The organism is Streptomyces sp. NPDC048825 (assembly GCF_043198355.1).
Taxonomy (GTDB): Bacteria; Actinomycetota; Actinomycetes; order Streptomycetales; family Streptomycetaceae; genus Streptomyces; species Streptomyces xiangluensis.
Genome location: NZ_JBICUR010000011.1, coordinates 322673 through 338085, shown reverse-complemented (window position 1 = coordinate 338085; position 15413 = coordinate 322673). Strand labels below are relative to the sequence as shown.

General features: G+C 69.0%; 5 protein-coding genes. 2 read left to right on the top strand and 3 right to left on the bottom strand.

The genetic code is table 11. The features are described from left to right. Positions 1 to 31 precede the first annotated feature (31 nt). Positions 32 to 9235: an amino acid adenylation domain-containing protein gene (locus tag ACGFNK_RS26790; protein WP_393419886.1), complete on the bottom strand. Its 9204-nt coding sequence runs from the start codon at positions 9233 to 9235 to the stop codon at positions 32 to 34. Between the two features lie 328 nt (positions 9236 to 9563). Between ACGFNK_RS26790 and ACGFNK_RS26785 the strand changes: the two genes are divergently transcribed. Then, positions 9564 to 10859 (top strand): helix-turn-helix domain-containing protein, encoded by a 1296-nt coding sequence (locus ACGFNK_RS26785; protein ID WP_393419885.1) that lies wholly within the window; start codon positions 9564 to 9566, stop codon positions 10857 to 10859. Between the two features lie 34 nt (positions 10860 to 10893). Here the strand turns inward: ACGFNK_RS26785 and ACGFNK_RS26780 are convergent, their stop codons facing one another. Beyond that, entirely contained in the window at positions 10894 to 11640 is a 747-nt protein-coding gene (locus tag ACGFNK_RS26780; RefSeq protein ID WP_393419883.1) for a 4'-phosphopantetheinyl transferase family protein, read from the bottom strand. A gap of 83 nt (positions 11641 to 11723) precedes the next feature. Then, a complete protein-coding gene (locus tag ACGFNK_RS26775; protein WP_393419881.1) occupies positions 11724 to 13949 on the bottom strand; it encodes an MMPL family transporter in 2226 nt (741 codons plus the stop codon). 184 nt (positions 13950 to 14133) lie between these two features. Between ACGFNK_RS26775 and ACGFNK_RS26770 the strand changes: the two genes are divergently transcribed. After that, complete coding sequence (locus ACGFNK_RS26770; protein ID WP_393419879.1) at positions 14134 to 15408, top strand: sensor domain-containing protein; 1275 nt, start codon at positions 14134 to 14136, stop codon at positions 15406 to 15408. Positions 15409 to 15413 lie beyond the last annotated feature (5 nt).

Below are 15413 nucleotides of genomic sequence, written 5' to 3'. Positions count from 1 at the left end.
GGGATCGCAGCGTGAGAAGGTGCGGCCGGACTCAGCCGCGAGGACGGATGGGTGGACCGAGACGAGCTGCCCGGCGGGCGCGGCCCAGGGCGCGCTCACTCCGGGCCTGCTCCTGCAGTCCCGCGCGCACCTCGCCGACCGTCGCCGTGTCTTCGGCCAGTGCCGTCAGGGCGATACAGAACCGGTCGGCGAGAGCGGCAGCCCGCTCGGCGGAGACCCGCACAGTGTCGTGATTGAGGGCGATGGCGAGCCGGCCCCTCTCCGGGGCGACGGACACCGTGACGGGAAGTTCGGTCTGCTCGTGTGTCTCAGTGCGGGTCACCGACAGTCCCGGGAGCCCCGTACTCAGATCGGCGAAGGGGAAGTTGGCCACGATCACCGAGGTGTCGAAGAGGGCGGACGAGCTGGTCTGCCCGCTCCACACGGCAATCCGCGCGAGAGGGGTGTGGATGTGGTCATGTGCCTGATTCAACGACTGCTGTACGTCCCTGGCCCAGGTGCCGATCGACAGTGCGGCGGGCACTCGGGTGCGCAGGGGAACCGTGTTGATGAACATGCCCACCATGCGGTCCACGTCCTCCAGGTCCGCAGGGCGTCCGGAGCCCACGCTGCCGAAGACCACGTCGTCCCCACCGGTATCAGCAGCGAGGGTGAGGGCCCACGCTGCGTGCACCATGCCGCCCAGGGTGACGCCTAGGCGCCGTGCGGTCTCTTGCAGCCGTGCGGTGTCCGACGCCGGCAGATGCACCATGTGGTCCCGGTGGACCGCAGGGCGCTCCCTCGGCGGGGCGAGTGCCGTCGGGGTGAAGCCGTCGAGTGTTTGAGTCCAGAACTCCCGGGCGGCATCCAGGTCTTGTCGGGCGGACCACCGGGCGAAGGTCCCGAAGTCCAGCGCCTGGGCGAGCCGCAGGGTTTCTCCCTGTCGACTCGCGGCATAGTGCTCGAGTACGTCGCCCAGCAGGATGGGCAGCGACCAGCCATCGAACAGCACGTGGTGGTTGGTCCATACGAAGGCCCAGCGATCGGCCGCGAGCCGGGCCACGGCGAGCCGAGCGAGAGGCCCTTCGCCCAGGTCGAAGCCGATGTGCCGGTCCCGTGCGACGAAGGCGTCGAGACCCGCGTCGGGGTCGGACGTCAAGTCCAGGAAGCTGACTGGAAGCTCACGTGCGGCAGGTACCACGAACAGCGGACGTGCTACGTCCTGCCACACGCACACGCCACGCAGGACGGCGTGCCGGTCGACGGCCGCCTGCCAGGCGTCGGCGAACGCCCGGTGGTCCAGGTCTCCTTCGAGTATGCAGACGAGCTGCTCCACGTAGACGCCCCCGCCCGCGGCACCGTCCTCGGCGAGGGTGCGGAAGACCATGCCTTCCTGCGTCGGTGTGAGTGGCCACACCGCCGTCAGATCGCCCCAGCGCGCGGTCCAGTCGCGCACGGCAGAGACCGGGGCGGTGCCGTGCCGCACCCCGGTGGCGAGCATCGGCGCGTCCCGCTCGTCGGCGAGCGTACTCAATTCGTCGATGACGGCGTCCACAAGCGCGTCAGCCTGTGCCTGCCCGACGTGTTCCACCTCGACGGCGAGACTGCCATCAGTGACCAGGCTCTCCACCACGATCGCCGCGGGACGCGTCCCGTGCTGATTGCGGACCCGGCCGAAGCCGGGCGCGAGGAGTTCGATCGAGGCATCGGAGTCGGTGCTGGTGCTGACCCGGCCCAGATAATTGAAGTTGAGGTGCGGTGCGGGAAGCGACTCGAACAGTCGGGCAAGGTCCTGGTCGTGCGTCAGGTGCCGCACCACGCCGTGATCGATTCCGCGGTGCACAAGGTCGCGCAGCCGGGCACGAACATCCCACAGTGTGCCGAGGGGACTGTCGTCCGCGGCGATCACTGGGAAGGGCGCGAGAGTGGTGAACCAACCGACCGTACGCGACAGATCGAGGTCCGGATGCAGATCCTCGCGGCCATGGCTCTCCAGTTCCACAACGACCGTATTCAGTCCGGCGATCCGGGCCTGGGCGCGGGCCGTCGCGGTCAGGAGCCCTTCCTCGAAGGTGCCGCCCAGCTGCTGCACGAGCGCGTGTCGGATCCGCTCGGTCTGCTCGACGGTGAGTTCGCGTCTAGCCCGGAGTGCGGTGCCCTCGGTCCCGGGCGACGTCATGGTCCGCGTCGGCCCGGTGAGGGCGGCGAGTTCCTCGAGGTCCGCGCGGACCTGATCGAGGACCTGCGGGTCGAGGGCCCGTCGGCGCAGTTCGGCGGTCCACTGCCTGTGTGTGGTGCCCTCGGCCTGGAGTTCCGGAGTCCTGCCCTCACGTACGGCGGCGAGCGCGTACTCCAGGTCCTCCAAAATGATCCGCCAGGAGACGGCGTCCATGACCAGGTGGTGGGCGGCCAGCACCAGCCGCTGTGGGCTTCGTGGGCCGAGGTCGGCCAAGTGTGCCCGCAGGAGCGGGCCGTGAGCCGGGTCGATCCGGGTGTGCAGGTCGTCGGCGACCTCCCGCAGCCGATGTTCGACCTGGTCGCCGGGGACGGCGGACAGGTCGGTGTGCTCCACCGGCACGTCGGCCACCGCCTCGACCACGGCGCGTACTCGGCCATGGTCGCTGTCCGTGAAGCGGGTGCGGAGTGCCTCGTGCGCGCCGGCCACGGCGTTCAGCGCGGTGGCCAACTCGTCAGTGCTGACCCGGGTACGCACCCCGAGGAGCAGGCCCATGTTCCAGTGGGCCGGTGCGATCAGGTCTAGTTCGTGGAACCACTGCTGGATCGGGCTGAGCTCGTCGGTGCTGTCGCCCTGCGGGCGGGTTCCGGCTGTCGTGCCGGTGGTGACGTGCGGGGCGAGGAGGGCGATGGTCGGGTGCTGGAACAACTGCCGTGGCGTGAGTCGGATACCGCTCCGTCGGGCCCTGGCCACCACCTGGATCGACTGGATGGAGTCCCCGCCCAGGGCCAGGAAGTCGTCGTGGACTCCGACCCGTTCCAGGCCCAGAGCCTCGCACCAGATTTCGGCCAGTCGTCGTTCCACCTCGTTGCGGGGTGCCACGAGGTCCTGCGCGGCCGATTCCCAGGAGGGCGTCGGCAGAGCCCGGCGGTCCACCTTGCCGTTCACCGACAACGGCAGCGCCTGCACCGCCATCACGACAGCCGGCACCATGTGCGCGGGCAGCCGTTCGGCCACCCATGCGCGTATCGCCTCCGGCTCACACACGGATCCGGCGCGGGCGACGACGTACGCCACCAGGCGCCGTTCGCCCCCGCCCGGTGGCGCCACCGCCGCCACCGCTGCGTCGGCTACCCCGGCCGCTCCGCGTACGACCGCCTCGATCTCGCCCAACTCCACGCGGAAGCCACGGATCTTGACCTGTTCATCGACCCGGCCGTGGAACTCCAGCGCACCTCCGGGGCCAAACCGCACCAGATCACCCGTGCGGTACATACGTGCCCCGGGCACCTTCGAGAACGGATCCGGAACAAACCGCTCGGCCGTCAGCCCGCCCCGTCCCGCATACCCGCGCGCCACACCGGCACCGCCGACGGACAGCTCGCCCACACCTCCCACAGGCACCGGTCGCAGCTCCTCGTCCAGCACATACACAGTGCGGCCCGGCAGCGGCCGTCCCAGCGGAACAGTGCCCACGATGTCGGCGGTGGCCTCGTGGGCGGTGGCGGTGATGACGGTCTCGGTCGGTCCGTAGGCGTTGAGGACGCGGCCTCCCACGGTGCGCTGCCAGCTGTCAATTTCGGCAGCCGGCATGGCATCGCCGCCGACGACGGTGAGGCGGACGGCCAGTCCGTCCGGTACGGCAGCACCGTCGGCGAGATCGGTGGCCAGTTGCCGCCACAGTCCGGTCGGCGGGTTGAAGACGGTGACCCGGCGTTCCTCCAGGAAGGCGAGCAGTTCTTCGGTGCCGAGGAGTCCGTCGGGCCGGATCACGGCCGACCCGCCCGCGGTCAACGGTGCGAACAGTTGCTCGGTGCTGACGTCGAAGGAGAACGAGCCGAAAACCAGGACCCGCTCGCGGGCGGTGAGGCCGAAGGTCTCGCTGATCTGTGCGAGGTGGGCGGCCAGTTGACCGTGTGTCACGGCCACGCCCTTGGGGCGACCGGTGGAGCCGGACGTGAAGACCAGGTACGCCAGGTCGTCCTCGTGCGCCCTGTCCAAGCCTGTCCGGTCGGCGTCAGCAGTGAGGTCGAGACCGTCGATCTCCACTACGGAGGTGCCGGCGGGCAGCAGGCTGCCGATCAGCTCGCGTTGTGCGACACCGCTCACGACGGCCCGGCAACGCGCCTCGTCCGCCATCAGCTGCAGCCGTTCGGCGGGATACGTCGGGTCGAGCACCAGCCAGGCACCGCCCGCCCGCAATACGCCCAGCATTGCCACCGCCATCGCAGCCCCACGCGGGAGGCATAGCCCCACCACCGAGTCCGGACCGGTCCCCGACCGCCGCAGCCGCTCGGCCACCACGGCCGATGCGCGCTCCAACTCTCCGTATGTCCAACTCCGTTCACCATCGACCAGGGCCACATCACCCGGCGCCGACAGCGCATGCGCCACAACCGCCTCCGCCACCGGCCGCCCCGCGGCGGACTCCGCCTGGGCACCCGACCACGTCAGTGCGACCTTGGCATCACTCATGCCCAGTTCGCCGAAGGTTGTTTCCGGATCGCCGGTGAGTGTGTCCAGAGCCCGACCGAAGTCGTCGAGAAGCCGCTGCGCGGCGCCCTCGTCGAAGGCCGCGGCGTCGGCACACAGCCGCAGCTCCAGGTGCTCGCCGGGCATGACTTGCACGCTCACCGGATAGGTGGTGCGCTCCAGAAGGCGGCTGCTCTCCAGCGTGAAGCCATCGGTGGTGAAGCCTTCGAAGGGGTAGTTCTCGACGACGACGATGGAGTCGAAGAGCTGAGCCCCAGCCGGAGCTCCGGCCCAGGACGTGACCTCTGCGAGCGAAGCGTGCTGGTGATCGGTGAGATCGTGCAGTCCCTGGAGGACGGAGTCGAGCAAGTCGTCGGCCCGCATGTCGTCGGAGATCCGCACGCGTAACGGCAGGGTGTTGATGAACAGGCCGACGGTGCCCTCGATGCCATCGATCTCGGTGGGCCGCCCGGACACCACGCTGCCGACCGTCAGATCCCGGGCACCGGTACGCCGGGCGACGACAAGAGCCCAGGCGGCGTGGACCAGCACGGCGAGAGTGACGCCACGTCCACGGGCGGCTTCGTACAGAGCATGCGACTGCTTACCGGTCAGCCGCAGCGTGGGCTCGTACCGGTCGGCGCCGTGCACGGCGGCCGCGGCCCTGGCCGGTGCGAGCAGCGCCGGAGTGCTGAAACCGGTGAGCTGCTTGCGCCAGAAGGTCTCGTCCTCGGCGCCGTCACGGTTCTCCCTCCAGCGCACGAATGCGCCGTAGTCGGGGGCGGGTGCGAGTTCGATGTCAGTGCCGGAGCGCAGGGCGGTGTAGAGCGCGAAGGCGTCGCCCGCGACGACGGGGAGCGACCACCCGTCGAGCAGGATGTGGTGGTTGGTCCACACGAAGGCCCAGCGGTCGTCGGCCATGCGTACCAGCGCGAGGCGTACGAGCGGGCCACCATCAAGCTCGAATCCCGCGCTCCGGTCCCGCGCCAGAAATGTCTCCAGGCGCTCCCGCGCCGGCTCCCCGCTGCCCGCGGCCGTCCAGTCTTCGTATACGACAGGTACGTCGATGTCCTGGGGGACCACTAGCAGAGGGCGGTCGACGTCTTGCCAGGAGCAGCGGGCGCGCAAGGCCGAGTGCCGGGTGATGGCACCGCGCCAGGAATCAAGGAAGGCTCGCGGATCGAGCTCTCCACTCAGGGTGCACACCAGCTGCTCGGTGTAGGCGTCCGATTGCGGCTCGGCGAGGGCGTGGTAGAGCATGCCCTGCTGGAGCGCGGACATGGGCCAGACGGCGTGCAGCGGGCCGAGGGAGCGCTCCCAGGCTGCGAGCCGGTCGGCGGGCAGCCCGGCGGTGTCGACAGTGTCCGAGGCGCTGCCGTCCGTGCCCGGACCGTCGTCGTCTCCGATTGACAGCTCTACCTGGGGAGCAAGGCGGGCGATGGTCGGATGCTGGAACAACTGCCGTGGAGTGAGGCGGACACCGGCCCGCCGGGCCTTGGCCACTACCTGAATCGACAGGATCGAGTCCCCGCCCAGGGCCAGGAAGTCGTCGTGCACACCGACCCGCTCAAACCCCAGAACTTCGCACCACACCTCGGCGAGCCGCCGCTCCACTTCGCTGCGGGGCGCGACAGAGTCCCGGTCGGGCGTCTCCCACGACGGTGCCGGCAGCGCCCGGCGGTCCACCTTGCCGTTCACCGACAACGGCAGCGCCTCCAGCACCATCACGGCGGCGGGCACCATGTGGGCGGGCAGGCGTTCGGCCACCCACTCCCGTATATCCTCCGGCTCAGACACGGTCCCGGCCCGCGTCACCACGTAGGCCACCAGACGCCGGTCACCATCACCCGGCGGCGCCACCGCCGCCACGGCCGCGTCCGCCACCCCGGGCGCGCTCCGGATCACGGCCTCGATCTCGCCCAACTCCACCCGGAAACCACGCACCTTGACTTGCTCGTCGACCCGGCCGTGGAACTCCAGGACACCGGTAGCGTCGAAACGCACCAAGTCACCCGTGCGATACAAGCGCGCCCCCGGCACGTCCGAGAACGGGTCGGGAACAAATCGCTCGGCCGTCAGGCCGCCCCGCCCCGCGTACCCGCGCGCCACACCCGCACCACCGACGTACAGCTCGCCCACGCCTCCGGTGACGACCGGCCGCATCGCCCCGTCCAGCGCGTACACGGTGGTTCCGGCGATCGGGGTGCCGATGGGCACGGAACCGCCGGGAACGTCCGCGCAGACGTAGCCGGTCGCCCAGACAGTGGCCTCGCTCGGCCCGTACTCATTGGCCAGAGCGCACTCCGGGAGCACGGCCCGGTGCTCGGCGACAAGGTCCGGTGGGCAGGACTCGCCCGCGACCACGATGGTGTGCAGCGAACGCCCTGGTCCGCCGGGGCGGTTCAGGAGAGCGCGATAGAAGGAGGGGACGGTCAGAGTGTGTGTCAGCCTGTGCCGCTCCACGAGGTCGGCCAGCTCGTCGGCGTCCTTCACCTGGTCGGCGTCGGGGACCACCAAGGTCCCTCCGAACGTCAGGGCCCAGAAGACGCCGGCGTAGGCGCTGTCGAAAGAGAAGGAGGAGAGCAAGAGGAAGCGCGGTGGGCGCGGGCCGTAGAAAGCGCCGCGCGCGTCGGTGGAGCGGGCCAGCGTCCGGTGGTTCACGGCCACGCCCTTGGGGCGGCCGGTGGAGCCCGAGGTGAAGACCAGGTACGCCAGATCGTCCTCGTGCGCCGCGTCAAGGCCGGTTCGGTCGGCGTCGGCGGTTAGGTCAAGGCCGTCGAGCTCCAGGATGGGGGTGTCCGCGGAGACGACACCGACTGTCAGTTCCCGCTGGGCCGCGCCCCGGACTACTGCGGCGCATCGGGCCTCGGCCGCCATCAGCCGCAGCCGACCTACCGGGTAGGAGGGGTCGAGCGCCAGCCAGGCTCCACCCGCGCGCAGCACGCCCAGCATGGCGACCGTCGTCACCGCCCCGCGTGGCAGGCACAAGCCCACCACCGACTCCGGCCCGACCCCCAACTGCCGCAACCGCGCGGCCACCACAGCAGACGCACGCTCCAACTCCCTGTACGTCCACGCCCGTTCGCCGTCGATCAGGGCCACGTCGTCCGGTGCCGTGAGCGCGTGCGCCACCACCGCCTGGTGCACCGGCCGTCCGTCACCGACCGCGTCGCCCCCGGTGCCCGACCAGCGCAGGGCCAGTTCGGCTTTGGCGCCAAGGCGGGCGACGGTCAGAGTCGGGTCGGCTACGGCCTCGTCCACGACGGTCTCGAACAACCGGGCGTAGCCGGCGACGGTCTCGGCGTCGAGCCGGGTCGGATCGAAGTGGAGGACACCGTGTACGTCTCCGTCGATCTCACCCGCCTGCAGTCGCAGCGGGAACTGCCCGACCTGCTGACGCACCGGCACCGGCACCGTGTCGAAGCCTGCGAAGCGGACTGTGCCCAAGTCCCCCAGGATCGCCTTGGTGCCGTCGGCAAGCCGGTCCGACTCGAACTGGAAACTCACCTGGTAAAGCGACTGCCCTGACAGGGCCGACCCCGGGGTCAGACGCCCCAGGACCGTCGGCGTGGGCAGCGCCCGATGCCGTACGGCATCGATGTGCGCAGTGCGGGTGGCGTCCAGGACTGAGTCGAAAGTGGCGTCGGGAGTAACCGGGGTGCGTAGCAGCAGCGAGTTGGTGAAGTGGCCGACGGTCCGCTTGAAGGATGTCTTGCGGCCCTCAACAGGGAAGCCGACGACGATGTCGTCGCAGGCGGTGAGTTTGTGCAGCAACACGTTGAAAGCGCCGAGCAGCACCGTGGCAGTGGTGCTGCGCCGAGACTCGGCCAACTCCCGTATTCGCACAGTGACTTCTGAACCAAGGCGGAAGCGCACGTGGGCTGGAGCCTCGGGGTCGGCCACCGGGCGAGGTGCGGTCATGCCGGGCAGATCGAGGGCGAACTGGCAGTTGGAGAGCCGCTCCTCCCAGTAGCGGCGCGACTTCTCCGAGCGGGGACCGTCCAGAAATGCCTGTTCGGCCGCGACGTGACGCGCGTAGGAGGTGTCGAAGTCGACAGGCAGCCCTGGTGTGCCATCCGTCTCGGAGCGGTACGCCGTGAGGAGGTCCTCCATGACGATGAAGAGGGAACTCATGTCACCGGCGATGTGGTGAAGGACGAGGTGCAGCGTGGTGCTGTCCGTGTCCTGATAGACGAAGAACCGAGCCGGAGCCTCGCGATCCAGACGGAAGGGGAGTTCGTAGTCACGGATGGCGAGCAACCGTAACTCCTCGGCGCCGATACCCGGCGTCTCACGTACGGCGAACGGCGCCTCGGCCCCGTACCAGCGCTGCACGTACCCCTCGGCGCGGAGAGCGATGACACCGGTGAGCACCGGATGGCGAGCACAGACAGCACGCCAGGCGCGGCGCAGCCGCTCGGAGTCGAGTCGTTCGCCGACCGTCGCGCAAGCGGTGATGTGGTAAGCGGGCGAATCGGGCGCGAGCTCGTGCAGGAAGAGGAGAGACGCCTGCCCCACGGAGAGAGGCGTCTCGGTCTGCGACCCAGTACCCCCGCCTGTTCTCCCGGTGACCGAGGCGCGTTCACCGCCACGTATGTCAGCACGCACAATTCCCCCATGAGTTGTCACAGACTTTGACACCGATCCGTCACGCTCGTCACAACACTAGGCATGGATACAGTCATGCTTCAAGCAAGTTTTGACATAGCTCTTGCCGCACGGTTTTGACCTGCGGAGACTGGATGGATCAGCACGCCCGCTACCGCTCGGCAAGGAATTCGACAGGGTCGACGCGCGCGCCCTAGGCTGCCTCGGGGCAATCGGTGACAGTGTCGTCTTGTTGGGCTCATGCCCGAGAGCGCACCATGCGGCTGAGGCACATGACAGCCGCTCGCCCGCCCGGTCTGGCAAGCCAGGGCGATCCCGGAGGACGATGATGATCGAACAGCCCGCTTTCGGGCGCAGACTACGACGACTGCGGGTTCAGCGTGGACTGTCCCAGAGCGAACTGGCCGGTGACGATGTATCGGCCAGCTATGTCTCCCGGGTAGAGAGCGGCGGGCGGTCGCCAAACGACTTGATAGCCTCCCTCTTCGCCCGTCGGCTCGAGGTGCCCCTGGAGACCCTGACCGGACCCGATTCGCAGGAGGGCGAGGACGAGCACCGCAGTCAGAGGCTCGACGTGGCCAGCCAGCTGCTCACGGCGGGAGCTCTGCGCAAGGACGGTGAACTGGCCGAGGCCGCCGGGCTGTTGCGCAGGATCGTCTCGGCAGGCGCCGGCCACAGCGAAGAGGACCTGCTTTGGGAGGCCGCCTGGGTGCTGGCCGAAGTCCTACGGGAACTGGGGCACATCGCCGAGGAGCACACCGTCCTCACCGGCCTGGCCGAGACCTCTCTGTCACAGGAGACGCCTCGGCTTGCGGCACGAGTTTCCACGGCCCTCTCCGAGAACCTCCGCCACCAGGGGCGACTGGGGGAAGCTGTCCGCGTCGCCGAGGCTGCTGTGTCGGACATCGTCACTCTGCCTCCGACCGCTCACGAGCGGGTGAAGGCGATGTTGGCGCTGCTCAACTCCTACGCTGACAGCGGGGAGTTGGAGAACGCTGCGAGGCTCGCCGACACACTGCAGGAGATCGCTGAGAACATCCCGTCCCGCCAACTGCGTGGCCAGGTCTACTGGGCGGCAGGCAGCACGCGCTTCCTGTGCGGGCTGCCGCAAGAAGCGGCGAGACTGCACGAGCAGGCTTTCGTCTGTCTGCGTCCGGACGTGAATCTGGCGGCCTGGGCCCGGCTGTGCCTGACCTCGGCGGCACTCCGCTTGGAACACGACCCCTCAGACGACGCCTTGGAGAGCGCGGAAGGGCTGCTCGCCCGCGCCCGCCAGGCGATCGAGCTCGTCGGCCGTGCAGACGACCTGGCCGATCTCATGCTGGCCGAGGCCCAGCTGGCGCTGCGTCAGGGGCGGCCGGAACGTGTGCTGGAACTGACCGGCCGCGTACGCGGCGGCGACGCCGAACTGCCCCTGGCGAAACTGGGGCAGTGCCATCTCATGTCAGCCAAGGCACACCGCCTGGCCGGTGACACTGCAGCGGCCCAGGACAGTTACCGGCAGGCGGCCGAGACCCTGGAGCGTGCGGGCGCGTATCGCAAGTCTTCTGAGGCCTGGCGGCAGTTGAGTGAACTTCTCACGCCGGGCGGCCCCCAGACGGGGGCCGCCGGCGCAGCCTGCTGACCGGCTCAGGCGCGGGGGATGTCGCCCGGTCCGGTCAGCAGGAGTTCAGGGGTACGGCGCCCATGGCCGGATTGAACATCCAGGTGTGCAGATCGGTCACCGGGCCGGTGGTCGCAACGGCGGCCACCGTCCCGCGCCCGGTCGGCAGGTCGCGCACGTGCACCTCGGCGACCCCGGCACCGTCGGGCAGCGGCACCGCGACCACGCCCTCGCCGTCCTCCAAGAGCACGTCCACCTCGTCCGGCGGCACCCGAAAGCCGTAGCCGACCGCGCGCAGAACCGCCTCCTTGCGGGTCCACAGGCCGAGGAAGAACATCTGCCGGGCGGACGGGGACAGCCGCCGCAGCAGTTGCTGTTCCCACCGCGTCAAGGCCAGATGGAGATTTTCGCCGTACGTCACGTCACCGTCCTGAACGTCGATGCCGACCGCGCCGTTCAGCGACACGGCGATCAGTTGCTGGCCGCCTCCGTACGCCACGCTGAAGCAGACCTCGCGGTCCACCAAGGCAAGTCTCCCGTGTTCCGAGCGGCAGAACTCGATACTGGCGGGACTGCGCCCGAGCACCCAGCCGAGCACCCTGCGGGTCGTGGCACGGGCACACAGGAAGGCTCGCCCGTCGCCGGGGCGGTCCAATGCCTCGGCCATGGCCCGCTCCTCCTCGCTGACCAGTTCCACCGCTTCTCCCGCGGCCTTGCCGGAGGGATCCAAACGGGTCCTGAACACGTGGAGTTCCCCGGACCGCACCACCAGGCCGGAAGGAACCGCGGCCCACCCACCCATACAGGTAATCTCCTTCGCTCGCTGGCCACCGGGCGCAGGAAGAGAAGGGCCGGGGGCGGCCCTGCCCTCCCTGCGGGGGCCGATCACTCGTGGGAGACGGCCGGAGCTCGCCGCGAAGGCCGCGACTTGGGCCAGGCCCTCGTGCCCAGCAGAGCCAGGGCAGCGGGCAGCAGCACACCGCGGATCAAGGTGGCGTCGAGGAGAATGGCGACGGCGAGTCCCACACCCAGCTGCTTCATGTCCAAGGTCGACAGTGTCGCGAAGACCGCGAAGACGGCGACCATGATCACAGCGGCTGTAGTGACCACGCCCGCGGATGTAAGGATGCCGTGCCTAACGGCCGCATGTGTGGAGCCCCCCCGTTTGACGCCTTCGCGCACCCTGCTCAGAACGAAGACGTGATAGTCCATCGACAGCCCGTAAAGGACTACGAACAGAATAAGCGGGAGCCAGGAAACCACCGCTCCGTTTGAGTCAAACCCCAGCAGGCCTTCGGCCCATTCGCCCTGGAAGACCAGCACGAGTACCCCATAGGCGGCCGCTACGGAAAGCACGTTGAGCGCAGCCGTCAACAGGGCCAGCACCATGGAACGGAACGCCATCAGCATGACCCCGAGGCAGAGCAGGGTGACGAATCCGATGACCAGTGGCAAGCGGTCTTTCAGCGTGTCGGAGAAGTCCGTCGAAAAGGCGGTCTCGCCCCCGACTGCCCACTCGTCGACGTCGGCTCCTTCCAGGACCTGCGGCGCCAGGTCGGTGCGCAGCAGCTTCAACGTCTGCTCTGCCTTCGGGCCGTCCGCGTCGCCCTGAACGTGCAGTTCGAGTCGGGACACCCTGCCGTCCTGCGACAGAGCGATATCGGGCCGCGCGGACTCTGCGAACTGCCCGGTCGCCATGGCGTTCTGGTGCAGTTCCGTCAGCAGCTGGGCGACCTCGTCGGATCGGGCCTTGTCAGCCTCGACCGCCACGGCATGGGCCGTGCCCTCGGTCGGGAACGCCTCGACCACCCGGTCGTACGTCTGCATGATCTCGTACGAGCGCGGCAGGTCCTCGTCGCCGGGCATCTTCAGCTTCATACCGAGCGCGGGTGCGGCCAGAGCGAGCATGGCCACCACTCCGATCACCAAGGACACACCTGGCGCCCTGAGAACAGGGCGCAGCACAGCCGCCCACAGCCTGCTCTCCTTGCCCACGACGGTGCGACGCCGCAACAGCGGTATCCGGGGCCGGTCGATCCTGTCGCCGAGGGCCGCGAGCGCGGCCGGCAGCACCGTGAGGGAGCCGATAACGGCCACCGCGACCACCAGGACGGTCCCCAGGGCGAGCGAGTAGAACAGCATGTTGCCGGAGAAGAACATGCCTGCCATGGCGAACGTCACCGTCAAACCGGAGACCAGGACAGCCCTTCCCGAGGTGGCCGCGGCGATGCGCAGTGCCGCCTCAGGGGAGTTGCCGAGTGCCCGTTCCTCGCGCTGACGCCTGATGTAGAACAGCGAGTAGTCAACCCCGACCGCCAGGCCCATCAAGAGGATAAGACTGGCTTGATTGGCATCCACAGGGACCAGCAGCGAGGTGACGCCGGCCAGGCCGAGGGCGAAGACCACCGAGGTGATACCGAGCAGCACGGGCAACCCGGCCGCGAGCAGGGCGCCGAAGGCGACCAGCAGGATGAGCAACGTCACCGGAACGCTGATGAACTCCGCCCGCTGGAAATCGGCACCGAGCTGTTGGCTCAACTCTCGGGTGACAGAGCCCTTTCCGAGTTGTTCGATGCGTAGGTCGGCATGGGCCTGCTGCTCCGCCTCGGTCGCCTTCAGCATGGGGCCGACAACGCTCTTGGGCTTCTTCTTCTCGTCACCACTGCCCAGGTCGAGGGTGACCGGCAGCAGAACGCTGCGCCCGTCCTCGGAGGTGACCGGATCACCGACCCCGGTCACGTCGTCCAAGGCGTCGTAGCGCTCACGGAGCGAGGTGACCACGGTGTCAGCCGTCGCGGCGGACAGCTTGCCGCTGCGCGCCTGGATCATCACCCGCTCGATGCCGTCGTCCGCGAAATCCGCGCCGTCCAGCATCTGCTCGGCGACGGCGGACTGCCCGGTGAGACCATCGGCGTCGTCCTGCTCACGGACACCGGTCACCATGCTTGCCGCGTAGGCCAGGATCACGAGCGCGATCCACAACACGAGGGTCGTCTTGCGGTGGGCCATGCTCCAGGCGGCCGTTCTCTCCACGAGTCCGCGCGGTGGCGGTGCCACTCCCGACGGCCCGGGGCGCTGGCGCGCGGCGTGCTTTTCTTCGGTGAAGGACATCGTCAAGGCTCCTCGTAGGGGGTACGCCGTGACGCTACGCAGCGGTGCCCCGCGCCGTCGGGCGTGCGATCACTCCTCCGACGGTGGTGCTGGCACTACCGACGATGGGCACGTCTGCACGCTCGGATCAGCCCAAGCCGCCCGCCTAGGATCCGTGTCAGAAGAGCCGAGACCGGGAAGTGCTATGAGGTTGAGACCACCGCGGATCCGAGCGGCGCTGTACCGCGTCGCGCGACGCCTGCTCGCCCGAGACGTACGCGACGACCTCCTGCAACTGCTGACCACGCTGGCGATGTCACCGCTGTACTGCGTGCCCATGGTGCTGTTCCTGACGGGCGCGGCCCTGACCCCGCTGCTTCTGATCGGCCTGCCGCTCCTGCCCCTGGCGATGATGCTGGCCGGCTGGATCGCCCGATTCGATCGCCAACGTCTTTATTTTCTGCGGGAGTTGGAGATCGACATGCCGGTCGCTTCCCCCAGCAGCGGCTGGAAGGACCGTCTGGGGCGGCTCTTCGGCCGACGTGCCTGGCGTGAACTGAGCTTCACGGTGGTCATGTTGCTGTGGGCCATGGGTGCAGGTGGCCTGGTGATGATGGTGCTTGCAGCCGGCCTGCTGCTCCTCCTGCTGCCTCTGCTCAGTCCTCTGCTGCCGGACGGGTCCTCACTGCTTGGTGTCGACATCGGGACCGTGCTCGGCGCAACGTCCGCGGGTGTCGCCGGTCTGGCATTGCTCATGGCCGGGCTGTGGCTCGGCAGACCGCTGGCCCGGGCCGAATCCGACCTGGCCATCCGTATGCTCGGCGCGAACCAGGTCGACCATCTCGTCCGCCGGATGATGGACCTGGAGGACAGCCGCTCGCGGATGGTCGATGCCGCCGAGCAGGAGCGGCAGCGCATCGAGCGCGACCTTCACGACGGTGCACAGCAGCGGCTACTGTCGGTTGCGATGAGCCTGGGCAGGGCCAAGTCCCGTTTCGATCAGGACCCGGACAAAGCGCGACGCCTGCTGACGACCGCACACGAGGAGGCCAAGGCTGCTATGCAGGAGCTGCGTGACGTCACTCGCGGTCTGCACCCGGCCATCCTCACCGAGCAGGGCATGGCGCCCGCTCTGGCGGCGATCGCGGCCCGCTGTCCCGTCCCTGTCGAGCTCACCGTGCAGCTGCCTGAGCGCCCCAGCCCACGGGCCGAGGCAGTCGCTTACTACGTGGTCTCCGAACTGCTCACCAACATCACCAAGCACGCCGGTGCGGACCGGGCGACGGTGAAGATCTACCGGGAGGACGACCTGTTACGGCTCAGGGTCAGCGACGACGGCATCGGCGGTGCCGATGCCGACCGGGGATCAGGCATCCACGGGCTGCGGGACAGGGTCCGTGCGGTTGACGGACATCTCACGCTCTCCAGCCCGTTCGGCGGCCCGACCGTCGTCGACGTCACTCTTCCCTGGAGGGCGTAGCAGAC